Here is a 24,009-nt window from a genome sequence, read left to right on the forward strand (position 1 = left end):
ATGCCTCGTCTTCGCCAAGTGCCCCGCGCCGAGGTCGACCAGGGCGTCGGCCTGCGCATGTACGATCTCCTGTTCGGCGACCGCGACCCGGTGGCCGAACCCGGCACCGCCACCGGCACGCCCGGCGACTGGTGGACCGTGTTCGCCCTGGTGCCGGACTGCCTGGAGCACGCCGTCCAGGGCTTCGGCTTCTACCGCAGCCCCAAGCGCAAGCTGAACCCGGCGCTGCGCGAGCTCGGCCAGACCCGCGCCGGCTTCAACAAGGCCAGCCAGTTCGTGTTCTCCCAACACTGCAAGTCGCTGCGCGGCCTTAAGGTGAGCGAGGAGAAGATCGCCGCGATCCCGCACTGGCAGGTCGCCGACTGCTTCGACGACAAGGAGCGCGCGGTCCTGGCCTACGCCGACTGCCTGACCCTGCAGAACGGCCGCACGCCGGACGCGGTCTTCGACAAGCTCAAGACCTTCCTGTCTGACGAGGAGATCCTGGAGCTAACCTACATCACCTGCCTCTACGACATGCACGCGGTGATGACCCGGGCCCTGCGCCTGGAGTTCGACGACCGCGACGAGCCGATCGTCGAGGTCGCCGCGCCGCAGGACTTCAGCGCCCTCGACTTCATGGACACCGGACGCAAGCCGCAAGGCGGCTGAGGTGGCCGCCGAGGCGCTGTTCCGGCCGTTCGCGGCCCGGTCGCTGCGGACGCCCAACCGCATCGCCATGGCCTCCATGGCCCGGTGGGCGAGCCCCGGCGGCGACCCTGCGCCGCTGGCCGGCTTCTACCGGCGGCGGGTCGAGGGCGGCGCGGGCCTGATCCTGACCGAGGGGGTCAATCCCGACCGGCCGGCGGCGGGCAACGATCCCACGTCGGTGAAGCTGCACGGCCCGGCGCTGGAGAGCTGGCCGGCCGTGATCGCCACCGTCCACGACGCGGGCGGGGCGATCGCGCCGCAGCTCTGGCATTGCGGCGCCACCGCCAAGCCGGGCCAGCGCTGGCGTCCGTCCGCGCCGTTCGAGAGCCCCTCGGGCCTGCAGGCGCCGGGGATCGAACGCGGCGTCGTCATGGACGGGGCGGCCGTCGAGGAGACCATCGCCGCCTTCGCCCGCGCCGCGGCCGACGCCCGGCGGCTGGGCTTCGACGGCGTGGAGGTGCACGCCGGCCACGGCTACCTGCTCGACCAGTTCCTGTGGGCCGCCACCAACCTACGGGACGACCGCTGGGGCGGAGCGAGCCTGGCGGAGCGCTCGCGCTTTCCGCTGGAGGTGGTGAAGGCCGTGCGGCGCGCCGTGGGGCCGGACTTCGCCATCCTCATGCGCATCTCGCAATGGAAGTCGGCCGACCTGACGGCGCGGCTCGTCCGCACGCCGGCCGAGCTGGAGGCCTGGCTCGCCCCGTTCGTCGAGGCCGGGGTCGACGTGATCAACGTCTCGCAACTGCGCTGGGACGAGGCCGAGTTCGAAGGCTCGCCGCTCAGCCTGGCCGGCTGGGTGAAGAAGACCCTGGGCGTCCCAACCATCGTCGCCGGCGGCGTCGGCATGGCGGGCGACTTCATCGGCGCCTTCTCCGGCCGGTCCGCCGAGCCCGAGCCGGTGGACGCTCTGGCGCAGCGCCTGGCCGAGGGCGAGTTCGACATGGTCGCGGTCGGCCGCGGCATGCTGGCGGACGCCGACTGGGCCCGGCGGGTGGCCGGGGGCGCGCGGCGCAGCGCCTGCACGCCGCAGATGCTGCTCGCCGGGGTCGATCTCTGAGCCGCTAGACCTTGCGCTCGCGGCCTTCCCACCAGGGCGCGCGCAGCTCGGTCTTCAGCACCTTGCCGGCGGCGCTGCGCGGCAGCGGGGCCTCCAGCACCTCAAGGCTGCGCGGGGTCTTGTAGCCGGCGATGGAGGCGCGGCAGTGGGCGGCCAGCGCGCCCAGCTCCAGCGCCTCGCCGGGCTTGAGCACGACCACGGCGTGGACCCGCTCGCCCCACTTGTCGTCGGGCACGCCGATCACCGCGCACTCGACCACCGCCGGATGGCGCGAGACCACGTTCTCCACCTCGATCGAGTAGACGTTCTCGCCGCCGCTGACGATCATGTCCTTCAGCCGGTCGGTGATGTAGACGAAGCCCTCCTCGTCCATGAAGCCGGCGTCGCCCGACCACATCCAGCCGCCCCGCAGGGCCCTGGCCGTCTCCTCCGGGCGGTTCCAGTAGCCGATCATCATGTTGTCGCCGCGCCCGATGATCTCGCCCAGCGTGCGGCGCGGGACCTCGTTCCCCTCGGGATCGACCACCTTGATCTCGTAGCCGTAGGCCGGCTGGCCCACCGACTTCATCTTCTCCGGGTCGGCGCCCGGCCGGTGATGCTTGGCCTCCAGGAAGGTGTGCGCGCCCATCTCGGTCATGCCGAAGCCCTGCACGAAGTCGACCTCCGGGAACGCCGCGCGGGCGACGTCGTAGGTGCCCATCGGCATCGGCGCGCCGCCGTAGCCGAGGATCTTCAGCTTGCGGGCGACGGCCGCGCGGGGGTGGCGCGCCAGCCGGTCGATGATCGCCGGCACCGTGAAGATGTGGGTGATGCCCCAGCGCTCGATCAGGTCGAGCATCACGTTCTCGTCCAGCCGGCGCACGAACACGTGGGTTCCGCCGACCATGGTGGCCATGAAGGTGCCGATGTCGGCCAAGTGGAACATCGGCGCGGAGTGCAGGTTGACGATGGTCTCGTCGACCTTCAGCGACATGGTCAGGTTCACCGCCATCGCCGTGAGCGAGCGGTGCGTCAGCATCACCCCCTTGGGCAGGCCGGTGGTGCCGCCGGTGTAGAAGATGCCGGCCAGATCCTCGGCTTCGCGCTCGATCTCGTCGGCCGGCTCGGCCCCGGCGATCAGGGCTTCGAAGGCGTGGTCGGCGGGCTCGCCCGGCCCGTCCATGCCGATCCAGGCGCCGATCTGCGCAAGCTGCGGCTTCAGCTCGGCGGCGACGGCGGCGAACTCCTCGCCGAAGAAGAGCACGCTGGCCCCGGCGTCCTGGAGCTGGAACCGGGTCTCGGCCGGCGCCAGGCGCGTGTTCAGCGGCACGATGCAGGCGCCGCTCCACAGGATGGCGAAATAGGCCTCGTAGTAGGCGTCGCAGTTGTTCGCCAGGACGGCGACCCGGTCGCCCGCCTTCACGCCCAGTCCGCGCAGCGCTCCGGAAAGCCGCCGCACGCGGTCGTGCACCTGACGCCAGGTGCGCACGCGATCGCCGTCGATGGTCGCCGTCGCGTCGGGCCGGACCAGCACCGCCCGCGTAAGGGTCTGGGTCAGGCGCATGGGCGCGCGGCCACGGTGGAACAGCGATCGGTCAATTCGTCCTCCCCTGGGGCGTCGTCTAGCGCGTCCGCTTGCGGGGACCTTCGGCCAGGCATTGACATTCGTCAACCTAGTTGATGATTTCGGAGCTCGTCGGCGACAGCTCCGACACGCTGGGAGGGCGCCATGGAGTTCCAGTTGGCCGCGGACGGCCTTGCTTTTCCGGAGGGGCCGGCGGCGATGGCCGACGGTTCCGTGCTGGTGGTGGAGATCCGGTCGGGCCGCCTGGTCCGGGTGTCGCCGGACGGGGCCAAGACCGTCGTCGCCGAGCTCGGCGGCGGTCCGAACGGCGCGGCGGTCGGCCCGGACGGGGCGCTATATGTCTGCAACAACGGGGGGCTGGAGTTCGCCGACGTCGCGCCGGACCTGGCCGTGCCGGGACATGCGCCGGCGGACTACGTCAGCGGCTCGATCCAGCGCGTCGACCTGACCGACGGCTCGGTGAGCACGCTCTACGACGCCTGCGACGGCCGGCCGCTGCGCGGCCCCAACGACATCGTCTTCGACCGCCACGGCGGGTTCTGGTTCACCGACCTGGGCAAGCACGACGAGTGGTCCCGCGACCAGGGCTGGCTGTTCTACGCCGGCGTCGACGGCAAGAGCCTGCGCCGCGTGCGCGGCGGCATGTTCGGCCCCAACGGCGTGGGCCTGTCGCCGGACGGGACGGTGCTCTACGTCGCCGAGACCTACACCGGCCGGCTCTGGGCGATGGAGGTGACCGGGCCCGGAGAGCTCGCCCCCTCGCCCCTGCCCTGGGCGCCCGGCCGCCTGGTCGTCACCCTGCCCGGCCACCAGATGATCGACAGCCTGGCCGTCGAGGCGGGCGGCAAGGTCTGCGTCGCCGGCGGGCCGGACGGCGGGATCACCGTCATCGACCCGGACGGCGCGCATGAGCACGTGCGCATCCCCGGCGAGGTCATCGTGACGAACATCTGCTTCGGCGGGCCGGACCTGCGCACCGCCTGGATCACCGCTTCGGGCAGCGGGCGGCTGTACCGCGCCGCCTGGCCGCGCCCCGGCCTCGAGCTGGCCTTTTCCTGAGACCGCGCCTTCGCCAGCGCCGAAATCCGGGCGCCGGCGAAAAAAGACATGGCGCGTGCAAAATGGTTAAGCCGCCGCCGCTGCTCTCGTGATAGGTGCACTCCACCGTCAGAATCACGATGTGCGGTTGGGGCCGGCCGGCGCGGTTTCACCGCGCCGGGCGCTCGCTAGAGGTGCGTATGTCGTTTCGGGAAGTCCGCAGCCTTTCGCACCTGCGGCACAGCGCTTCGACCACGCGCGCGCTCAACCTGCTCTCGGTCTGGGAGAAGCACGGCAAGGACGGCCTGACGGCGGGCTACGGCGCCCGCCCGTTCTTCACCAACCCCGTGCTCAACCGGGCCATCATCCTCAAGCACCGCCTCAGGCAGGACGAACTGGACGCCTTCGGCCACGGCCGCGGCGACGCGACCAAGGTGATCCTGCCCATCGATCCGACCAACCTGCGGGCCGGCGGGCGCTCGTTCTTCGTCAACCAGCGCGGCTACGAGTCCCTCCTCACGGAGATCGGCACCTCCAGGCCGGACGCGGACCGCCGCGACCAGGCGCTGCTGGACGTCCTCGACGAGCTGCCCTCGCTGGACCCGTTCCTGATGCGCGAGCGGCTCAAGCGCGACGGCTTCGAGCCCGACCGCTGCTACTTCGACCTCTCGGAGGCCGACCACCGGCGGATCTTCGACTTCCTGCGCCGCGAGCTCGATCCGCTGATCACCCTCACCTTCGCCGACGTCGAGGCGCGGCTGGGCGAGAAGTCGAGCAAGCTGGCGGCGAAGGTGCTGACCAACGCCGGCGTCTCCGACCTCGAACCCCTGCGCCTGGGCCTGGGCATGGGCGTCGACGAGTTCTCGGAAGGCATGTTCAGCTGGATGGGGTTCATCTACTACAAATGGACCCTCAACGACCTGCTGCCCCGCATCAAGCCGGTCGCCGACCAGATCGAGGCCGTGCGCCCGTTCGGCCCGTCGAGCCTGGAGGAGCGGGAATACGTCTACCGGATCCGCTCGATGCTCTCGCAGGGGATCATCCGCGCCTGCGAGACGGTGCGCAGGACCCTGGCGATCTACGACGACGCCTACGACAGCCTGACCCGCCGCGGCGAGCCGCAGGCGTTCCGCAACTTCCTGCTGCGCGCGCCCAGACTGTTCTTCGATCTCGGCCAGCGGCTGGGCGCCGTGCACCACATCATCAGCTTCTGGACTTTCCGTTTCCCCAACGGCGCGCGTTCCCGCATCGGCGTCCATGAGCTGATGGATCTGCTGGCCGACTTCGAAAACAGCCTGATGGTGGCTGATTAGGGCGTTCGCCCGACTGTCGACGGTTGGAATCCGCGGCGAAATCCGTAAATTCTTCAAGCTCAATAGCGTCGCAAGCCGCCGCATGCGTGTAGTCTCACGCCAATCCCGCGCTGCGTGTTTTTGCGAATGACTGATTGTATCAAGTTTGTTACATTAACTTTACTTGCTTTAATTTTCATTTCTTGGGCGAGACTTGTTGCGCGCGCTAAAACTGGCCCCTAACGATGAAAAGGTAGCCCCGATTTCTGTGGGGACATCATCGAGGAGTCATCGACGATGGCGTTTGTGTTCAACCGCTTTGTCGGCGTCGCGCTGGTCGGCGCCTGGCTGGCGGCGACCATGGTTCCGGGCGCGGCCGAAGCCTACATGGGGCCCGGCTCCGGGCTCGCCGCGATCGGCGCGCTGCTCAGTCTGATCGGCGCCGGATTCATGGCCGTTGTCGGGTTTGTCTGGTTCCCCATCCGCCGGCTGATCCGCCGGATGTCCGGCTCCACCCGCCAGCGCGAAGGCGACGTCACGGCGCCGCGATGATCGCGGCCTATATCGCGGCGTTCGCGGCGATCGTGGCGTTCGCCGTGCTGTTGCAGACCTTCGGCGTGATCGGGCACGCGCGCCTGGCGAGCGAAGCCGCGCGCGAATCCATGAACGCGCTGAACGATCCCAAGCTGTCGGACGACGAGAAGGAGCGGGCCGCCCAGACCGCCTCGCTGCATCTGTTCGGCGCGTTCCTGCAGATCGCCCTGCGCAGCCTCGCCGCGCTCGCCGTCCCCGGGGCGGTGCTGTGGGCGGCCGACCGGCTGGGCGCGATCTCCTTCCATGAGGCGATGGAGGCGATGGTCTCCTGGCCGATGATCGCGGCCGCCTGCGTGGCCTCGGCCGCCAGCTTCTTCCTGATCAAGTCGAAGACGTCGTGAGCTTCGAGAACCGCTACTCGTTCACCGAGCGGCTGCTCCATCGGCTGGCGTTCGCCACGCCGCGGCTGCAGATCGACTACGCCGAGGCCGACGACGAGGCCTTCGCCAAGGTCTCCGGCGCCGCGCGCGCCGACCGGCCGGTGTTCATCGCCGCCCTGCCCCGGGCGGGCACGACCCTCTTGCTGGACCTGTGCGCGGAGCGGCCGGACTTCGCCACCCACACCTACCGGCACATGCCGTTCCTGTTCACGCCCCTGCTGTGGCGCCGGTTCTCGGGCCGGTTCCAGCGCGACGACGCCCCGCGCGAACGGGCGCACGGCGACGGCATGATGGTGAGCGCCGACAGCCCCGAAGCCTTCGAGGAGATGCTCTGGAAGGCGTTCTGGCCCAACCACTACAAGGCCGACCGCATCGTCCCGTGGACGACGGAGGACGGCGCGGCGTTCAAGGCGTTCTTCCAGCGGCACATGGCCAAGATCGCCGCCCTGGGCGCGACCGATCCCGCGCGGCCGCCGCGCTACATCTCCAAGAACAACGGCAACATCGCCCGTCTCGGCTGGCTGGCGAAGGCGATCCCCGACGCCGCCTTCATCGTGCCATTCCGCGAACCGCTGAGCCACGCCGGCTCGCTGCATCACCAGCACCTGAACTTCCTGTCGCTGCACGCCAAGGACAGGTTCTCGCGCGAATACATGGCCGGCGTCGGCCACTTCGATTTCGGCGCGAACCTGAAGCCGATCGACTTCGACGGCTGGCTGGCGCCCGGCGCCTTCGACGCGACCCAGCCGGATTTCTGGCTGCGCTACTGGATCGCCGCCTACGGCCACATCCTGCGCGAGCACGCCGAGCGGGTGATGCTGGTGGACTACGACGCCCTGTGCGAGGCGCCGAAGACCTGGCTCGGGGCGATCGGCGCGCGCCTGGAGCTGGAGCCGGGCGCCTTCGACGAAGCCGCCGGCAAGATCCGCAACCGTCCGTCCACGGCCCGCCCCGAGTTGTTCGACGCGGCCCTCGCCGATCAGGCGCGGGGCTTGCATGACCAGTTGCAGCAGGCGGCCCGTTCGCGAGCCGCATAGTTCAGGAGCGCGTCGTGGCGGAACGTCCGACCCAAGACGAAACACAGACGCCGGCCAAGCGGCCCGGCGGCCCGAAGATCGATGTCTCGCTGGCGGCGTTCGCCGTGTCGGTCCTGTTCCTGGCGTTCTGCTTCGGCGTGGTCGTGCAGCGCTTCAAGATCTTCCCCTACCCGGTGATCCATGAGGCCGCGCGCGCGTTCGACGCCCTGCGCCACCGCGACGACGACACGCTGATGGCCGCCGCCGAGGCCGACGACGCGGCCCCGCCCCGCCCCAAGATCACCGTCCTCAGCCCCAAGGCCGGCGACGAGGCCATCCTCGTCACCGGCGGGCCCTACCAGAACCTCGAGCGCTGCCCCCGCTTCGGCTGCATGGCCTGGGTGCAGGACCGCCAGGGCCGGATCATCCATTCGTGGGAAGTGGACCTGAAGGCCCTGACCGACGGCCTGACCGGCTTCGGCATGGGCTTTCCGCCCAGCCAGATCGCCGAGAACGTCTATCCGATCGGCGTGGCGCTGACGCCGGACGGCGGGCTGGTGGCCGCCCTGCACGGCCGCAACATGTACCCCTACGAGGTGGGCGTCGTGCGCGTCGACCGCAACGGGCGCATCCTGTGGAAGCACTTCGACAGCGCCAACCACTTCCTGAGCGTCGGCCCCGACGGGCGGATCTACTCGCCCGCCACCACCGTGCGCGGCGATCTGAAGTATTTCGGGACCACCGCCGTCGACGTGCGGTGCGAAGGCGACAAGATGCTGAACGACAGCGTGCGGGTCTATTCGCCCGACGGCGCGGTCGAGCACGACTTCCCGATGCAGGACGTGATCCTGAACGCCGGCTATCCGGGCCTGTTCTACAGCGTGCGCGACGACTGCGACCCCTATCACGTCAACTCTGTGGAGGTGACCAGCCCGCAGGCGGCCAGCCGCCTGGACGGCGTCAACCCCGGCGACCTCCTGGTCTCGGTGCGCGAGGAAAGCACGATCCTGGTGCTCGACGGCCAGACCGGCGCGGTGAAGCGGATCGTGACCGGGCGCACGGCCGCCCAGCACAGCGCCGTCTTCGAGCCGGCCGGCACGGTGCTGGCCTTCGACAACCGCGGCGGCGAGCGCGAGCTGGGCGGCACGCGCATCGTGCGCGTCAACCTGGACACCGGCGCGACCGAAACCGTGTTCCCGCGCAGCAAGGCGCAGTTGCCGGACGGCCCGTTCTTCGCCGCCGAGCGCGGCCGGATCGACGTCTCGCCCGACGGCGGGCGGGCGCTGGTGGCCTCCGGCGAGCAGGGCGACATCATCGAGATCGACCTGAAGACCGGCGATCCGCTGTGGATGATGCACAAGAGCTTCGACATCACCGGCTATCCGAAGCTCACCGGCAAGAAGGCCAAGGCGAAGACCGCCGACTTCCTGGCCTACGGCGCCTACTACGTGCCGGACGTTTCGATCTTCGCCGCCAAGCCCTGAGACCGCGCTTCCGACCTCGCGCCCTTGACTTGGGCGCCCGCCCGCCGGCGCAATCGCCGGAAAACGGGAGGAAGCGATGGGACATGACTGGGCCGCCGTGGCCGGCGAGCTGGAGCGGCTTCTGAAGCTGCGCACGAACATCTTCGCCATGAAGCTGTTCGAGGACCGCGCCGAGATGGAGGCGATCGAGCGCATCCGCCGGCCGAGCGCGGTGCACACCCTCGACCAGGTGGTGGGCCAGGCCTCGCGGCTCGGCTGGACCGTGGGGATCACCGCCGAGGACCTGGTGGGCGCCCAGTGCCGCGCGGTGGTGGGCCTGGGCGGCGCGAAGACCGACGGCTGGCGCTCGGGCGAGCACATGAAGGGGGTGTGGTTCAAGACCTCCGAGGATGCCGCGGCCCACCAGGCGGCGATGCACTGCGTGCCGGACGGCCGCTACGAGGCCCTGGCGGTGGGGCCGCTGGCGAGCGGGCGGCTGGACCCGCCGGACATCGCCCTGTTCTACGCGACGCCGGGCGCGATGATCTATTTCATCAACGGCCTGCAGTGGTCGGGCTATCGGAAGTTCGACTGGGGCGTGGTGGGCGAGAGCGCCTGCGCCGACAGTTGGGGCCGGGCGCTGACCACCAGGACGCCCAGCCTGTCGATCCCCTGCTTCGCCGAGCGCCGCTACGGCGGGGTGGAGGACGACGAGATGCTGATGGCCGCCCCGCCCGAATACTTCGTGCGCGCCATCGAGGGCATGAAGGCCCTGGCCAAGAACGGCTTCCGCTACCCCTTCCCGCAGTACGGCGTGCAGCAGGACGTGCGCGCCGGCATGGCGGTGAGTTACGGCGAGCGGGGCTAGGGCGCCTTCCACCGAACCGGCGTCCGCTGCGGCGGAAGGCGCTTTGAATTCAAGAGAGTCTCGAGCGAAATCCGCTTCGATCGAAACGGATTTCGCTCCGGGCGCGGGTCAGCGGGCCGCCATCGGCCGGACCGGCAGCGAGGCCTTCGCCTCGGCCAGCGCGTCGCGATAGCACGCGGACTGGCGCACCACGAGTTTCAGCTCGCGCAGGCTGCCCTGATAGACGCCGCACACCTCCATGGCCGCCCGGTCCAGCCTGCGGTCGAGGCGAACCTGGTCGTCCGGCTTGGCGAGGTCGAGGTCGCCGATCTGCACGGCCTCGGTGCGATAGCCCTCCTGGGGCGTCGCGGACGGCGCGGCGGCGCTCGCGGCGAGCGCCGCAAGCGCGGATGCAAGAATTTGGAACATAGGCGTTTTCCCTGGTCTTCATCGTTGTGCGTCGCGGCGGGCGCTCTGACGGCGCCTGGGTGTCCGCGACCCTAGCGATATAGGAAGCGCGCCGGGCCGGCGCGAGTTCCGCCAAGGAACGAAGGCGGCGGGGCTCAGAACCCGTGCGCGTCGAGCCAGCCGCCCACCGCCTTCACCGCCGCGGGCAGGAGGTCGGGCCGTTCGATGTAGTAGTGGTCGGCGTCCTTGATATCGACGTAGGCCTTGTCGGCGGAGGCTGTCGCCTCGAACAGACGCGCGGCGTGGCTGGGCGTGCAGGCGAGGTCGGCGGTGTTGTTGATCACCAGCACCGGGCAGGAGATCCGCGCGGCGTTCTTCACCCCGTTGGCCCGGCTTTCGTCGTAGCTCCATTGCGACAGCCACGAGCGCAGGGTGGTGAAGCGGGCCAGGCCCACCGGCCCCTCGTTGGCCACCCGCGGATCGCCGAGATAGCAGGTGTCGGGGCGCCGGTCGGAGGGGTCCTGGGCCGGGTCGGTCCAGCGCACGTCGCACATGGTGCCGTGGACGACGAAGGCGCGCTCCATGTCCGGATCGCCGGCGGCCTTCAGCTCGGCCAGGGTCTGCTTCACGCGGGCGGTGATGCGCCGGTTGCGCTCGATCTGGGCCTGGCGGAAGCGGGCGACGAAGTCGTCCGAATAGGGCGGCCGGTTCGGGCAGTCCGGGTCGTAGATGTTCAGCTCCACGTCCCGCTCGAAGGGCTTGTCCTCGTCGAGGATCGAGGGGTCGGTCCATTCGGTCAGGGTGACTGAGCGGCTGATGTGGGCGGCGAGCAGCATGATCCCGTCGGCCGGCTGCAGCCCCGCCCCGACCAGGTCGACGGGATCGCCCGCCGGGGTCTCGGTGATGGTCGGATGCTCGGCCTGGTCCTGATAGAACAACGATAGCGAGCCGCCCCCGGACCAACCGCCCAGCACCACCTTCTCGTAGCCGAAGCGCTTCTTCAGGTCGGCCACGCAGGCGCCGAGGTCCAGCAGGCACTTTTCCAGGATCAGGGCGCTGTCGTTCCCGCGGTAGCGGGTGTTGCAGTAGATCACGTGCCGGCCGGCGCGGGCGAGCGCGGTGACCAGCGGCAGGAACGAGCCGCCGCCGATCGGATGGCTGAACAGGATCACGGTCTTGGACTCGCCGGTCTCGGGGCGGATGCGCATGCACTCGACGAAGACCTGGCCGGTCGGGCCGCCGTAGACCTCCTTCAGCCGGCTGGTCTCCTTGTAGGTGTAGCCATAGGGCTCGCGCACCACGTTCATCGCAACCTCCCCGTCCCGCCCCCGGCTTGCCCGCGAGCCATTTTCTGATTACTGAATCAGGAAACCTGGGAGCAAAGTCAAGAATGGCGAAGCCGGACGCCGCGATCCTGACCGCCGGAAAGGGCGTGCGGACCGCCGCGCGCATCCGCGCCGCGGCGCTGGAGCTGTTCTCGCGCCTGGGGTTCGAGCGCGCCACCATGGCTGACATCGCCGCCGCCGCCGGCGTCTCCCAGCCGGCGCTGCACTACCACTTCCAGGACAAGGCCCAGCTCTGGCGCGCGGCCATGCTGGAGCTGCGCGCGGTGATCGCCGAGGAGGAGCGCCTGCTGGAGGCCGCCGCCGACGCCCCGGCGATCGTCCAACTGCGCATGGCGCTGCGCATGTTCCTGAAGGTGAGCTGGGAGCATCCGGCGCTCGGCCGCATCGTGGCGCTGGAGGGCATGGCCGGCGGCGAGCGCCTGGCGTGGCTGGACGCGCACCTGACCGGCCCGCGCAACCGCCGCCTCGCCGACCTGGCGCGGGCGGCCATCGCCGCCGGCGACCTGAAGCCCTTCCCGCCGGAGATGCTGGTCATCAGCCTGCAGGCCGGCGGGGTCGGCGTGATAAACCTTCGCCCGATGATGGCGCTGACGTTCGGCCTGGACGCCGACGACCCGGCGGTGCGGGCGGCCCACGAAGAGATGATCATCGACGGCCTGCTGGGCGGCCTTCTGACCCAGCCGAAGACCTAGAAGCCGGCGCAAGGCCCGGCCGCGGAGGAAGCCCATGTCCCAACACCCCACAGGCGTCCACCATCTGGCGTTCATGGCCACGGACATCAAGAAGCACATCGCCTTCTTCTCGGAGGTCATGGGCTGTCCGCTGGTGGCGATCTTCGACATGCACGGCGTGCCCGGCGCCTTGCACGCCTTCCTGAAGATGAACGACCACTCCTACTTCTCGATCGTGCAGACGCCCGCCGTGGCCGACGCGCCGATCGTCGTGGGCCACACCCACGCCGGCACCGGCGGCGGCGCGAGCGCGGCCGGCACGCTGCAGCACCTGGCGTTCGGCGTGGACAGCGAAGCCGACCTGATCGCCATGCGCGACCGCATCCGCAGCCACGGCGTCAACGTGATCGGCCCGATCGACCACGGCATGTGCAAGTCGATCTACTTCGCCGGCCCCGACCAGATGACCCTGGAGGTCGCCACCTCCGACGCGCCGGTGGACCCGGACCTGTGGATCGACCCGGCGGTGCTGGAGAAGGCCGGCATCTCCGAGGCCGAGGCGGCCCGCTTCCGCGCGCCGGCCGACTATGCGGGGCCCAGCCCCGTTCCGCAGCCGCCCTACGACCCGGCCAAGCCGCACATGACCTATCCCAAGGAGGTCTATCTGAAGATGCTGGCGATCCCCGACGAGGCGATGACGGCCGGCGCCTCCTACGCCGAGCCGCCGGTCAAGGCCAAGACGCCGGCCTGACGACGCCGCCCGATGGTTGAGGCGCCTCGCCAAGCGCGCGAGCGCCCCAAATCCGGGCTTTCGTAAATCAAGGCGCCTGAATCCCGGCGACGGGCTCAAGATCGCCTTGGTTTCGCCCCACCGGCATTGAATTGCGTCCGCCTCCAAAACGTTAACAAACGGATGACGGACGCCGAATGGGGCCTTCGACCCCCGATGAGCCAAGCTGCGCCCCACGCCCGGAGATCGGGCGGCGCGCGCTGATGGCCGCCCTGCCCGCCGCGGCGCTGCTTGCGGGCGTTCCCGGCGCCAAGGCCCGGGCGGCGAGCCCGCCCTTCGGGCTGGACGCCGTGGCCGGCATGGCCCAGGCGCGGGCCAGCCGCCCCTACCAGCCACCGGCGGCCGACCTGCCCGCCAGCCTGGCGGCGCTCACCTACGACGACTACCGCGACATCCGCTTCTCGCCCGACCACGCCCTGTGGGCCAAGGAGGGCCTGCCCTTCCGGCTGCAGTTCTTCCACCGCGGCGGCTACTTCAAGGACCGGGTCGACCTCTACGAGGTGAAGGACGGGCGGGCCTCGCCGATCGCCTATTCGCCCGGCCAGTTCTCCTTCGGCCGCAACCGCCTGAAGGGGCTTGGCCCGCACCTGGGCTTCGCCGGCTTCCGCATCCACTACCGGCTGAACCGGCCCGACTATTTCGACGAAGTCGCCGTCTTCCTGGGCGCGACCTACTTCCGCGCGGTGGCGCGCCACATGTTCTACGGCCTGTCCGGGCGCGGCTTCTCCATCGGCACCGGCGGCGTGGAGGAGTTTCCGGCCTTCCGCGCCTTCTGGATCGAGCGGCCCTCGCCGCAGGCGACCTCGCTGACGCTCTACGCGCTGATGGACGGGCCGAGCGCGGCCGGCGCCTTCCGCTTCGTCGTCACCCCCGGCGAGACCACCGTCTTCGACGTGGCCGCGCGGATCTGGCCGCGCCGCGAGCTGACGCGGGCGGGGATCGCGCCGCTGACCAGCATGTTCCTCTACGGCGTCGATCCGGCCCGGCGGTTCGACGACTTCCGCCCGCAGGTGCACGATTCCGACGCCCTGTCGGTGGCCAACGGCGCGGGCGAGCGGCTGCTGCGCCCGCTGATCAATCCGCGCGCCGTGCAGACCTCGACCTTCGCCGACCTCGATCCCAAGGGCTTCGGCCTGATCCAGCGCGAGCGCGACTTCTCGGCCTACGAGGACCTGGAGGCGCGCTACGAGGCCCGTCCGAACCTGTGGGTCGAGCCGCGCGGCGCCTGGGGCGCGGGCGAGGTGCGGCTGGTGGAGATCCCCTCGCAGTCCGAGGCCGACGACAACATCGCCGCCTTCTGGGCGCCGGCCGCGCCGCTGGCGGCCGGCCGCGAGGCCGCGTTCGACTATCGCCTCCACTGGGGCCCCGAGCGTCCCGCGCCGGGCCTGGCGCGGGTGATCGACTGGCGCACGGGCGAAGGCGGCGTGCCCGGCGGCCCGCCCGCGGGCGGCAAGCGCCGCTTCGTGCTGGACTTCGAGGCCCTGGAGGGCGCGGCCGTGACCGCCGAGGCCAGCGCCAGCGCCGGCGTCATCTCCGAGGCGGTGCTGCATCCCAATCCCCTGACCGGCGGCCAGCGGTTGAGCTTCCAGTTCGACCCCGCCGGCGCCCCCGTCGCCGAGCTGCGCGCGCAGCTCAGGCGCTCCGGAACCCCTTGCTCCGAGGTCTGGCTCTACCGATGGCTCGCCTAGCACGACGTCCCGCTCCCGCCCCGCGCGCTCCGCGCGCGCCCCGCCCGACCGGACCGGCCATGCGCGTCATGCCCGCCCCGAGCCCGCTGGCCATGCCGGTGCAGGACCTGTCGCCGCAGGCGGCGCGCGGTCCGGCCGGACGCCTGATGGCCGGCGTCGCCTGGCGGCGCGCCGTGCTGCTGGGCGCGACCGGCCTGCTGACCGCAGCGGCGGCCGTGGTGATGGCGCGGCTGCTGGCCCCGGCGGGCTTCAAGCTGGTCGACGCGGCGACGCTGGCGCTGTTCGTCGCCCTGTTCGCCTGGGTGGCCTTCGCCTTCGTCAGCGCCGTGGCCGGCTTCGTCCTGATGTGGCGCGACCGCGGACTGGAGCCCTGGGCGCCGCAGCCGATCGTCTTCACGCGCACGGCGCTGCTGATGCCCACCTACAACGAGGACCCCGGGCGGATCCTGGCGGCCGTGCAGGCGATCTACGAGGACCTTTCGGCCAAGGGCGTGGCCGAGCTCTATGACCTGTTCGTCCTGTCCGACACGCGCGACGCGGCCGTCGCCCAGGCCGAGGTGGCCGGGGTGATGCGGCTTCGCCTGCGGCTGGACGCTGCCGACCGGATCTTCTACCGCCGCCGCCCGCTGAACCTGGACCGCAAGGCCGGCAACATCGCCGACTGGGTCAGGCGCCACGGCGGCGCCTACGAATCCATGATCATCCTGGACGCCGACAGCCTGATGGGCGCGGACACCATCATCCGGCTGACCGCGGCCATGGAGCGCGAGCCGAAGACCGGCCTGATCCAGACCTTGCCGACGATCATCGGCGCCCAGACCCTGTTCGCCCGCATCCAGCAGTTCGCCGGCCGGCTCTACGGGCCGATCATCGCCATGGGCCAGGACTGGTGGTCCGGCGCGGAGGGCAACTACTGGGGCCACAACGCCATCATCCGCACGCGGGCCTTCGCCGCCTGCGCGGGGCTGCCCCACATCGACGGCGACGGGCCCTTCGCCGGCCACATCATGAGCCACGACTTCGTCGAGGCCGCGCTGCTGCGCCGGGGCGGCTGGGCGGTGCGCATGGCCGCGAGCCTGGGCGGCAGCTTCGAGGAGACCCCGCCCTCGCTGATCGACATGGCCGTGCGCGACCGCCGCTGGTGCCAGGGCAACCTGCAGCATTCGGCGATCCTGAACGCCGGCGGCCTGCACTGGGTGAGCCGCCTGCACCTGGCGCGCGGCGTGCTGGCCTATCTGACCGCGCCCCTGTGGCTGGGCTTCCTGGTGCTGGGCGGGATGGTCTGGGCCGAGCAGACCGGCGCCGAGGCGGCGGCCGCCCGCGCGCCGGCCGCCTGGCTGTTCGCCCTGACCATGGGCCTTCTGTTGACCCCCAAGGTGCTGGGCGCCCTGGCCGTGGCGCGCGGGCGGCTGACCCGGCGGGCGTGCGGCGGGACGCTTCGGCTGACGCTGGGCGTGCTGGCCGAGAACCTGATGTCGGCCCTGGCCGCGCCGGTGATGATGCTGATGCACAGCCGCGCGGTGCTGGAAGTGCTGCGCGGGCGCGACGCCGGCTGGGCCGCCCAGCAGCGCGACGACGGCCGCCTGCCCTTCAAGGCCGCCTGGAAGCGCCACGGCGGCCACATGGCGCTGGGCCTCGCCGCGGCGGCCGGCGCCTGGACGCTGGACCCGGCCTTCTTCGCCTGGGCGAGCCCGATCACGCTGGGCCTGGTGCTGGCCGTGCCGCTGTCGATGCTGAGCTCGCGGGCGGACCTGGGCGCGGCCTTCCGCCGGGCGGGCCTGTTCCTGACGCCGGAGGAAGCCGCGCCGCCGGAGGTGGCGGTGCGCGCGGCGGCCCTGCGCGCGGCCTACGCGGCCGAGGCCGACACCCGCGACGAGATCGCCCGGCTGATGCGCGCGCCGGTTCCCTTCTACGCGCCGGCCGTGCAAACACCGCTGGTCTACGCCTAGGGCCTTCCAGGGAGTTCATCCATGCACGTCGGCGGCTGCGCCTGCGGCGGCGTCCGCTTCGAGATCGACGGCGATCTCGAAGGGATTCAGCTTTGCCATTGCTCGATCTGCCGGAAGTCGAACGGCTCGGCCTTCGCCGCCAACATCCCGGTGAGGACGGAGGCCTTCCGCCTGACCTCGGGGGCGGACCTCCTGCGCGAGTTCGAATCCTCGCCCGGCAAGCGGCGCACCTTCTGCGGCGCCTGCGGATCGCCGATCCACAGCCGCGCCGACGCCGTGGCCGACACGGTGCGCATCCGCGCCGGATCCCTGGACGCGCCGACGGGGACGCGTCCGGTGTTTCACTTCTTCACCGACTCCAAGGCCGACTGGTGGGAGATCACTGACGACCTGCCGCGGTATCCGGGCCAGCGGCCGGTCTGAGCCGGGCGACTTCGCCGCCAGGCAGCTCGACCCGATAGGGGCCGAAGCGCGGGTCCGGCCGCATGTAGTCGGTGGAGACGTACTGCGCGCCCGAGGCGAAGGCCGCCTCGCGCCGGCGGGTGTCGTCGGCGCGGGCCTCGGCGGTGTCGGCGTCGGCGCGGGTGCGCACGATCAGGCCGGCGGCCACGGCCCTGGCGATGCGCGCCTGCTCCTCGATCGGCTCGTTCAGGGTGATGTAGCCGGCCGCCGGGCTGGACTCGTCGATGTTGACGAACATCACCCGGCCCTCCAGCGAGCGGCGCTGGCCTCGATAGACCTCGACCTGGCTCATCGGCGCGTCGAGCGCGAACATCACCTTGCCGCGCGCGGCCTTCAGCGTGGGCCAGGCGTCGGCGGCCGCGGCCTGGCGCAAGGTGGGATAGGCGCCCTGCACCTGGTCGGGGGTGATCAGCTCGCCCTCGGGGAACACCGAGCGGATCTCGGCGTCCACCGCATCCATGGCGGCGGCGTCGAACGGCAGCGCCTCCACCGCGCCGGGCACGTTCTCCAGCCCGCCCTCCTTCAGATTGAGCAGGATCAGGATCGGCACGTGGTCGGGATGGGCCCGCGACCAGGCGCGCACCTGCGACAGGCAGGCGACGAAGGTGGGGCAGACGCTGCGGTAGTCGATGTCCTGGACGTGCATGACCTTCATCCCCGGCGCCTTGAGGGGGGAGAAGTCGTAGGGCGGGGCGTCCTTGACCATCCGGTGCAGCGCCGGATCGGCGTAGCGGCCGCCTTCGGGGTCGTTGAGGATGTCGATCTCGAGCTGGCGCGCGCCGTCGTCGAGCTGCTCGGCCAGGGGGCGGTGCGAATAGTCCAGGCCGTCGGCCGTGCGCGGGCTCGCCGCGCGCACCAGGGCCATTTCCGGCGGGGCGATCGCCAGCTTGTATGAGTTGTGCGTGCCCACCGCCTGCAGGGCGTTGATCTTCAAGGCGTCCACGGCGGCGCGGTCGCAGCCGGGCGCGCCCGACGGATGCTCCAGGTCGCAGGAGGCGGAAACGGCGAGGGCGGCGGCGAGGAGGCTGGCGGTGATCATGGCCGCCTTCTAGCCCCGGCGGATGACCGCGTCATGATGAACACAACGCGCGATCGTAGCCGGAGCGGATTTCACAACCGCCCGTACTCCAAGGAATTTTCAAGGGTTGCTACGGTAAAGCTCACGGCCATGGGATCGCGGCGGCGGCGGGGGGCCGGGCATGGGCGATGGAACGAGGCGAGCGGCCGGCGCCGGGAGTGGCGGGCTCCTGCGGCGCCTGGCGATGCGGCTGAGCGGCGATGCGGAGAAGAACCGGCTGATCGCTGAGCTGACCGCCGCGCGCGACGAGGCCGTGCGCCAGCGCATCGAGGCCGAGGCGGCGCGCGAGGAAGCCCGCCGGGCGGCCCTGGCCAAGTCCACCTTCCTGGCCACCATGAGCCATGAGATCCGCACGCCGATGAACGGGGTGCTGGGCATGGCCCAGCTTCTGCAGCGCTCGGAGCTGACGAGCGCGCAGCACGGCCACCTGGAGACCCTGATCCGCAGCGCCGAGTTCCTGATGACGGTGCTGAGCGACATCCTGGACCTGTCGAAGATCGACGCCGGGCGCATGGAGATCCTCAAGGGCCCCGTCGACCTGCGCGCCCTGCTGGACGACATGGGCGCGTTCTGGGCCTCGACGGCGGCCGAGCGGGGCCTGACCCTGAGCGTGAAGGCCGACGAGGCCCTGCCCGGCCACCTGGCGCTGGACGCCACCCGCGTGCGGCAGGTGCTGTTCAACCTGGTGGGCAACGCGCTGAAGTTCACCAAGGCCGGCGAGGTGGCGGTGGCCGCCCGCGCCGAGGCCGGACGGCTGGTGTTGGAGGTCAGCGACACCGGCTGCGGCATCGCCGACGACGTGGTCCCCTATCTCTTCGAGCGCTTCACCCAGGCCGACGACAGCGACATCCGCCGCTTCGGCGGCACGGGCCTGGGCCTGGCGATCTGCAAGCAGCTCTCCACCCTGATGGGCGGCGAGATCGAGGTGGCGAGCCGGGCCGGCGAGGGCTCGGTCTTCCGCGTGCGCCTGCCGCTGGAGGCCGTGGCCGCCGATGCGCCGGCCGCCCCGGAGGTGCCTGCCGAGGACGCCCCGACCCTGTCGATCCTGGCCGCCGACGACAACCCCACCAACCTGATGGTGCTGGAGCACCTGCTCAACGCCCTGGGCTATCGGGTGTGCAAGGCCGGCGGCGGGCGCGAGGCGCTGGAGGCGCTGACCACCCAGAGCTTCGACCTGGTGCTGATGGACATCCAGATGCCGGAGATGACCGGGATCGACGTGCTGCAAGCGCTGCGCGCCCAGCCGGGCCCCAACCGGCAGACCCCGCTGATCGCGGTGACGGCCGACGCCATGACCATCGGCGGCGAGGGCTACCTGGACCTGGGCTTCGCCGGCTACGTGACCAAGCCGGTGAACGTCTCCAACCTGGTGGCGGCGATGATGTCGGCCGTGGCCAACGGCGAGGACGAGGACGACAACGAGGCCGGGGAGCGCGACGGGGGCGAGGACCTGGCGCTGCCGGCCTGACGGCTCAGCCGGCCTCGTCGGGGCGCACCAGCGACAGCACCCTGGGCGCGGTCGGCGGCGGGCCGGCCAGGACTTCTTCCAGCAGGTCGGCGAAGCCCTCCGGATAGAACACCTCGTCCCTGGCCGCCCGGATCTCCGCGGCGCTCCACCAGCACAGGTCGTCGACCAGTTCGCGCTCCAGCGCCTGCCAGCCCTCGCGGCTCGGCTCGCCGCCGGCGCAGCGCGCCACCACGTAACTTTCCTTGAACAGCACCGGATCGCCCCGGCGGTTGCTGAGCACCACCTCGCGGTACCAGACCACCTCGGCCAGCTCGGCGTCGGTGAAGCCGGTCTCCTCGACGATCTCCCGCGCGGCCGCCTCCAGCACGCTCTCGCCCGGCTCGGCGCCGCCGCCGACGCTGAACCAAACGCCCGGCGCGGCCGGCGTGCTGGGCAATCGGCCTTTCATTAGAAGGACGCGGCCGTCCGGGTCGAACAGCAGCACCCGGGCGGTGATCCGCTCGCGCATCTTCAGCTCCGTGAAGGACCGAGCCTAGCCGCAAACGCCCGGCGCTTGAACAGCGCCCGCCCGCGGATGATCGCGGCGCGGCCCGCACGCGCAGAATTGTCGTGCTTCAACGCGGGGTTAAACCCTTCGGCCGCATGATGACGCTTCCGCCACGGGAGTAGGCCTTGACGCTCGGCCCGCAACGCCTCCTCGGGTTCGCCTTCGCGAGCGCCGACCTGCTCATCGAGATCGCCCCCTCGGGCGAGATCGCCTTCGCGATCGGCGCCAGCGAGGCGCTGTCCGGCTCGCCGGAAACCGACCTGGTGGGCCGGCCCTGGCGCGACTTCGTCGACGGCGAAGACCGGCCGATGGTGCAGGCCCTGCTCGACGGCCTGCAGGACGGCCAGCGGAACGGCCCGGTGGTGGTGCAGCTCGCCGGCGCGCGCGGCGGCCACGCGCACGGCGCGGCGATGAACGCCTTCCGCCTGCCGAACAACGGCGGCGCCGTCTCCTGCGCCCTGACGCGGGCGGCCCTGCCCCGGCGCGGCGCGGGGCGCAACGGGCTCTACGACCGAGCGAGCTTCGAGGCCGCCGCCTCGACCCTCTACGAGACCGCGCGCATGACCGGCCAGGAGCTGGAGCTGGCCATGGTCGAGATGACCGGCCTGACCGCGGCGCGCAAGTCGGCCCCGCCGGCGGTGGCCAAGGACATCGACCACAAGCTGGGCGGCGCCCTGCGCGCCCAGGCCCACAACGGCGTGGCCACCGAACTGGGCGGCGACCGCTTCGCCATGATCCGCCAGCAGGGCGAGACCCCCGACGCCCTGGCCGCGCGGCTGGTGCGCATGGTCGGCCTGGACCCCAACTTCGGGATCGGCGCGACGGCCGAGGCCATCTCGCTGTCCGGCGACGCCTCGTCCGGCCAGCTCATCCGCGCCGTGCGCTATTCGCTGGACGGCTTCATCCGCGAAGGCTTCCAGGACTGCCCGCCCCTGTCGCTGAGCGAGGCCGTCGCCCGCTCGGTGCGGCGCACCCTGGTGGAGGTCGGCGCCCTGGGCGACGCCGTGGCCGGACGCAAGTTCAAGCTGGTCTACCAGCCGGTGGTCGACCTGAAGGCCGGCGCCAAGCTGCATCACTACGAGGTGCTGCTGCGCTTCGGCGACAACGCCAGCCCCTTCCCCATGATCCGCATGGCCGAGGAACTGGACCTGATCGAGCCGCTGGACCTGGCGGTCACCGAGCTGGCCGTGGAGCGCCTGGCCGGCGCACCGGACCTGAAGCTGGCGGTGAACGTCTCGGGACGGACCATCTGCAGCGGCGAGTTCGTGCAGGCGGTGCGCAATCTGATCCACAAGACGCCCGCGGCGCGGGGCCGGCTGATGTTCGAGCTGACCGAGAGCGCGGCGATTGACGACCTGGCGCTGGCCGAACGCCACCTGCAGGTGCTGCGCGGCGAGGGCTGCCAGGTGTGCCTGGACGACTTCGGCGCCGGCGCGGCCTCGCTGGCCTATCTGCAGCAGCTCAGCCTGGACGTGGTGAAGATCGACGGCGCCTACATCCGCGACCTGCAGCACGGCGGGCGCGAGAGCGCCTTCATCCGCCACCTGGTGACCATGTGCGCCGAACTGGGCGTGAAGACCCTGGCCGAGATGGTGGAGTCGCACCAGGCCGAGGAAGCCGTGCGCCGGGCCGGCGTCGACTACGCCCAGGGCTGGCTCTACGGCGCGCCGCAGGAAGAACCCCAGCCGCCGAAGATCAAGGCGCCCGCCGCTTCGGCGCCCGTGCGCCCCGCCGCCCGCCGCGTGGGCACGGTGGACGGCTGGGGATAGGGCCGGCGCCTCGCGCGCGGGCGGTCCCGCCCGGCCCGGCGGCCGATCCGGCGGCGCGCCGCCCGCCGGCCCGCCCGGGCCTGGAGCGGCGCGGCCAAGCTGCTATGTGGGGAACCCCGTTACGAGGTTGATCCCGCCATGCGCCTGAAAGCCCCCATTCTCGCCTCCGCCTGCCTGGCGCTCGCCGCCGCCGCCTCGCAGGCCGCGCCCGCCGACCCGCAGGCCAAGGCCGTGGCCGGGATCACCCAGAGCAAGGCCTTCAAGACCGCCGCGGCGACCCTGGCCGCCCAGCACGACCGCACGGTGGCCGACATCGTCGCCCTGACCGAGATCCCCTCCCCGCCGTTCAAGGAAAAGGCCCGCGCGGAGGCCTATGCGAAGAAGTTCCGCGAGCTCGGGCTCTCCGACGTGGAGATCGACCCCGAAGGCAATGTGCTGGGCCTGCGCAAGGGCGGCGGCCAGGGCCCGCTGGTGGTGATCGCCGCGCACCTGGACACTGTGTTCCCCGAAGGCACGGACGTGAGCGTCAAGCGCGAGGGGACCAGGCTGATGGCGCCGGGCGTGGGCGACGACACCCGCAGCCTGGCGGTGCTCCTGGCCTATGTACGCGCGCTGGACGCGGCCAAGATCAAGACGAAGAGCGACATCCTGTTCGTCGGCGACGTGGGCGAGGAAGGCCCCGGCGACCTGCGCGGGATGCGCTACCTGTTCACCAAGGGCAAGTACAAGGACCGCATCGGCGCGTTCTTCTCGATGGACGGCTCGGACGCCTCGCGGGTGGTCAGCGGCGGGGTCGGCTCCAAGCGCTACCGCGTCACCTTCAAGGGGCCCGGCGGCCACAGCTACGGCGCGTTCGGCCTGGTGAACCCGATGGCGGCCATGGCCCACGCCATCGACCAGCTCTACACGGTCAAGACGCCCGCCAGCCCGAAGACCACCTATTCGGCCAGCGTGACCGGCGGCGGCACCTCGGTGAACTCGATCCCCAGCGAGGTCTGGACCGATTTCGACATGCGCTCGGAGGACGCGGGCGAGTTGGCCAAGCTGGAGACGCGGTTCCGCGCCATCGTCGAGGAATCGGTGACCGGGGAGAACGCGGCGCGCTCCACCCGCTTCGGCCCGGTCTCGGCGACCTACACCCTGATCGGCGACCGGCCGGCGGGTCATACGCCCAAGGACGCGGCCATCGTGCGGACCACCATGGCGGCCGTCGCCTCCCAGGGACTGACGCCGACGCTGGAGACCTCATCCACGGATTCGAACATCCCCATGAGTCTGGGGATTCCCGCCGTCACCATCGGCTCGGGCGGCAGCGGCGGGCGCGCGCACGCCCTGGACGAATGGATCGACGTGGAGCCGGCCGCCAGCGTGCGCGGCATGACCGTGGGCCTGACCGCGCTCCTCGCCGTGGCGGGGGTGCAGTAGCCGCGGCGGTCAGGCGCCGGCAGGCTCCAGGGCCTGCGGTTCGTCGCCCTGCGTGAGCTCGCGGCGAATCCGGGCCCAGTCGAGCAGCGCCAGGAACACCGGGCCGAGCGCCCGGCCGAGTTCGGAAAGCTGGTATTCGACCTTCGGGGGAACCTGAGGATGGACGGTGCGCAGCACGACGCCGTCCTCCTCCAATCCGCGAAGCTGCTGGATCAGCATCTTCTGCGAGATCTCCGGAATGGCGCGGCGGAGCTCTGAAAACCTCAGCACCGGCTCGCCGTAGAGATGGGCGACGATGCGCATCTTCCAGCGCCCCTCCAGCACGGCGATCGCGTCTTGGACGTCGGCGACGCAGGCGATGCGGGGAACCTTGGGCTGGTCGAGGCGCGGATCGGTCATGCGGTTACCTTTTGGTGAGTAGTGCACCAATTCGTCCATTCTTGTCAGAAGGAGAGCGATCCTCCTAG

General features: G+C 71.1%; 23 protein-coding genes. 17 read left to right on the forward strand and 6 right to left on the reverse strand.

Annotation, left to right across the window (positions count from 1 at the left end):
• Together ACE3TA_RS18015 and ACE3TA_RS18020 are read left to right on the forward strand one after the other, a co-directional pair.
• The gene (locus ACE3TA_RS18015; RefSeq protein WP_374575701.1) at positions 1-651 is read left to right on the forward strand and encodes a carboxymuconolactone decarboxylase family protein; all 651 of its coding nucleotides are present in this window, start codon (positions 1-3) and stop codon (positions 649-651) included.
• 1 nt (position 652) lies between these two features.
• Positions 653-1,747, forward strand: coding sequence for a 12-oxophytodienoate reductase (locus ACE3TA_RS18020; RefSeq protein WP_374575702.1), 1,095 nt, complete (start codon positions 653-655; stop codon positions 1,745-1,747).
• Positions 1,748-1,751: 4 nt separating this feature from the next.
• On the opposite strand, the gene ACE3TA_RS18025 is transcribed toward ACE3TA_RS18020, so the two are convergent.
• Positions 1,752-3,290 carry a long-chain-fatty-acid--CoA ligase gene (locus tag ACE3TA_RS18025; RefSeq protein ID WP_374575703.1) on the reverse strand — a complete coding sequence of 513 codons (1,539 nt, stop codon included), beginning with the start codon at positions 3,288-3,290 and terminating at the stop codon, positions 1,752-1,754.
• Positions 3,291-3,455: 165 nt separating this feature from the next.
• Between ACE3TA_RS18025 and ACE3TA_RS18030 the strand changes: the two genes are divergently transcribed.
• From ACE3TA_RS18030 to ACE3TA_RS18060, 7 genes are all read left to right on the forward strand, one after another.
• Entirely contained in the window at positions 3,456-4,370 is a 915-nt protein-coding gene (locus tag ACE3TA_RS18030) for an SMP-30/gluconolactonase/LRE family protein (RefSeq protein WP_374575704.1), read from the forward strand.
• A gap of 179 nt (positions 4,371-4,549) precedes the next feature.
• On the forward strand, positions 4,550-5,662 hold the full coding sequence (locus ACE3TA_RS18035; protein ID WP_374575705.1) for a hypothetical protein: 1,113 nt from the start codon (positions 4,550-4,552) through the stop codon (positions 5,660-5,662).
• Between the two features lie 276 nt (positions 5,663-5,938).
• Complete coding sequence (locus tag ACE3TA_RS18040) at positions 5,939-6,193, forward strand: hypothetical protein (RefSeq protein ID WP_374575706.1); 255 nt, start codon at positions 5,939-5,941, stop codon at positions 6,191-6,193.
• The gene (locus tag ACE3TA_RS18045; RefSeq protein ID WP_374575707.1) at positions 6,190-6,576 is read left to right on the forward strand and encodes a hypothetical protein; all 387 of its coding nucleotides are present in this window, start codon (positions 6,190-6,192) and stop codon (positions 6,574-6,576) included. The genes ACE3TA_RS18040 and ACE3TA_RS18045 overlap by 4 nt, the downstream gene beginning before the upstream one ends.
• Positions 6,573-7,652 (forward strand): sulfotransferase, encoded by a 1,080-nt coding sequence (locus ACE3TA_RS18050; RefSeq protein WP_374575708.1) that lies wholly within the window; start codon positions 6,573-6,575, stop codon positions 7,650-7,652. The genes ACE3TA_RS18045 and ACE3TA_RS18050 overlap by 4 nt, the downstream gene beginning before the upstream one ends.
• A 14-nt stretch (positions 7,653-7,666) precedes the next feature.
• Positions 7,667-9,115, forward strand: a complete 1,449-nt coding sequence (locus tag ACE3TA_RS18055; RefSeq protein ID WP_374575709.1) for an arylsulfotransferase family protein — start codon at positions 7,667-7,669, stop codon at positions 9,113-9,115.
• A 76-nt stretch (positions 9,116-9,191) separates the two neighbouring features.
• On the forward strand, positions 9,192-9,962 hold the full coding sequence (locus ACE3TA_RS18060) for a DUF169 domain-containing protein (protein ID WP_374575710.1): 771 nt from the start codon (positions 9,192-9,194) through the stop codon (positions 9,960-9,962).
• 108 nt (positions 9,963-10,070) lie between these two features.
• On the opposite strand, the gene ACE3TA_RS18065 is transcribed toward ACE3TA_RS18060, so the two are convergent.
• Both ACE3TA_RS18065 and ACE3TA_RS18070 read right to left on the reverse strand, forming a co-directional pair.
• Positions 10,071-10,370, reverse strand: a complete 300-nt coding sequence (locus ACE3TA_RS18065; protein WP_374575711.1) for a UrcA family protein — start codon at positions 10,368-10,370, stop codon at positions 10,071-10,073.
• A 134-nt stretch (positions 10,371-10,504) separates the two neighbouring features.
• On the reverse strand, positions 10,505-11,656 hold the full coding sequence (locus tag ACE3TA_RS18070) for an alpha/beta hydrolase family protein (RefSeq protein ID WP_374575712.1): 1,152 nt from the start codon (positions 11,654-11,656) through the stop codon (positions 10,505-10,507).
• An 83-nt stretch (positions 11,657-11,739) separates the two neighbouring features.
• Here ACE3TA_RS18070 and ACE3TA_RS18075 point away from each other — a divergent pair, with 83 nt between their 5' ends.
• From ACE3TA_RS18075 to ACE3TA_RS18095, 5 genes are all read left to right on the forward strand, one after another.
• Positions 11,740-12,387 carry a TetR/AcrR family transcriptional regulator gene (locus tag ACE3TA_RS18075; RefSeq protein WP_374575713.1) on the forward strand — a complete coding sequence of 216 codons (648 nt, stop codon included), beginning with the start codon at positions 11,740-11,742 and terminating at the stop codon, positions 12,385-12,387.
• Positions 12,388-12,421: 34 nt separating this feature from the next.
• Positions 12,422-13,117 (forward strand): VOC family protein, encoded by a 696-nt coding sequence (locus ACE3TA_RS18080; RefSeq protein ID WP_374575714.1) that lies wholly within the window; start codon positions 12,422-12,424, stop codon positions 13,115-13,117.
• 242 nt (positions 13,118-13,359) lie between these two features.
• Complete coding sequence (locus ACE3TA_RS18085; protein WP_374575715.1) at positions 13,360-14,844, forward strand: glucan biosynthesis protein; 1,485 nt, start codon at positions 13,360-13,362, stop codon at positions 14,842-14,844.
• A gap of 59 nt (positions 14,845-14,903) precedes the next feature.
• Positions 14,904-16,793, forward strand: coding sequence for a glucans biosynthesis glucosyltransferase MdoH (mdoH, locus tag ACE3TA_RS18090; protein WP_374575716.1), 1,890 nt, complete (start codon positions 14,904-14,906; stop codon positions 16,791-16,793).
• Positions 16,794-16,814: 21 nt separating this feature from the next.
• The gene (locus ACE3TA_RS18095; RefSeq protein WP_374575717.1) at positions 16,815-17,216 is read left to right on the forward strand and encodes a GFA family protein; all 402 of its coding nucleotides are present in this window, start codon (positions 16,815-16,817) and stop codon (positions 17,214-17,216) included.
• Here ACE3TA_RS18095 and ACE3TA_RS18100 read toward each other — a convergent pair.
• The gene (locus ACE3TA_RS18100; protein ID WP_374575718.1) at positions 17,173-18,294 is read right to left on the reverse strand and encodes a phosphatidylinositol-specific phospholipase C1-like protein; all 1,122 of its coding nucleotides are present in this window, start codon (positions 18,292-18,294) and stop codon (positions 17,173-17,175) included. The two genes, ACE3TA_RS18095 and ACE3TA_RS18100, sit on opposite strands and share 44 nt — an antisense overlap.
• A 223-nt stretch (positions 18,295-18,517) precedes the next feature.
• Here ACE3TA_RS18100 and ACE3TA_RS18105 point away from each other — a divergent pair, with 223 nt between their 5' ends.
• A complete protein-coding gene (locus ACE3TA_RS18105; protein ID WP_374575719.1) occupies positions 18,518-19,801 on the forward strand; it encodes an ATP-binding protein in 1,284 nt (427 codons plus the stop codon).
• A 4-nt stretch (positions 19,802-19,805) separates the two neighbouring features.
• On the opposite strand, the gene ACE3TA_RS18110 is transcribed toward ACE3TA_RS18105, so the two are convergent.
• On the reverse strand, positions 19,806-20,309 hold the full coding sequence (locus ACE3TA_RS18110; protein ID WP_374575720.1) for an NUDIX hydrolase: 504 nt from the start codon (positions 20,307-20,309) through the stop codon (positions 19,806-19,808).
• A 164-nt stretch (positions 20,310-20,473) separates the two neighbouring features.
• On the opposite strand from ACE3TA_RS18110, the gene ACE3TA_RS18115 reads away from it, so the two are divergent.
• Both ACE3TA_RS18115 and ACE3TA_RS18120 read left to right on the forward strand, forming a co-directional pair.
• Entirely contained in the window at positions 20,474-22,117 is a 1,644-nt protein-coding gene (locus tag ACE3TA_RS18115; RefSeq protein ID WP_374575721.1) for an EAL domain-containing protein, read from the forward strand.
• Between the two features lie 138 nt (positions 22,118-22,255).
• Positions 22,256-23,542, forward strand: coding sequence for a M20/M25/M40 family metallo-hydrolase (locus ACE3TA_RS18120; protein WP_374575722.1), 1,287 nt, complete (start codon positions 22,256-22,258; stop codon positions 23,540-23,542).
• Positions 23,543-23,551: 9 nt separating this feature from the next.
• Here ACE3TA_RS18120 and ACE3TA_RS18125 read toward each other — a convergent pair whose 3' ends face one another.
• On the reverse strand, positions 23,552-23,941 hold the full coding sequence (locus ACE3TA_RS18125; protein WP_374575723.1) for a winged helix-turn-helix transcriptional regulator: 390 nt from the start codon (positions 23,939-23,941) through the stop codon (positions 23,552-23,554).
• Positions 23,942-24,009 lie beyond the last annotated feature (68 nt).

Source organism: Phenylobacterium sp., assembly GCF_041916435.1.
Classification (GTDB): Bacteria; Pseudomonadota; Alphaproteobacteria; order Caulobacterales; family Caulobacteraceae; genus Phenylobacterium.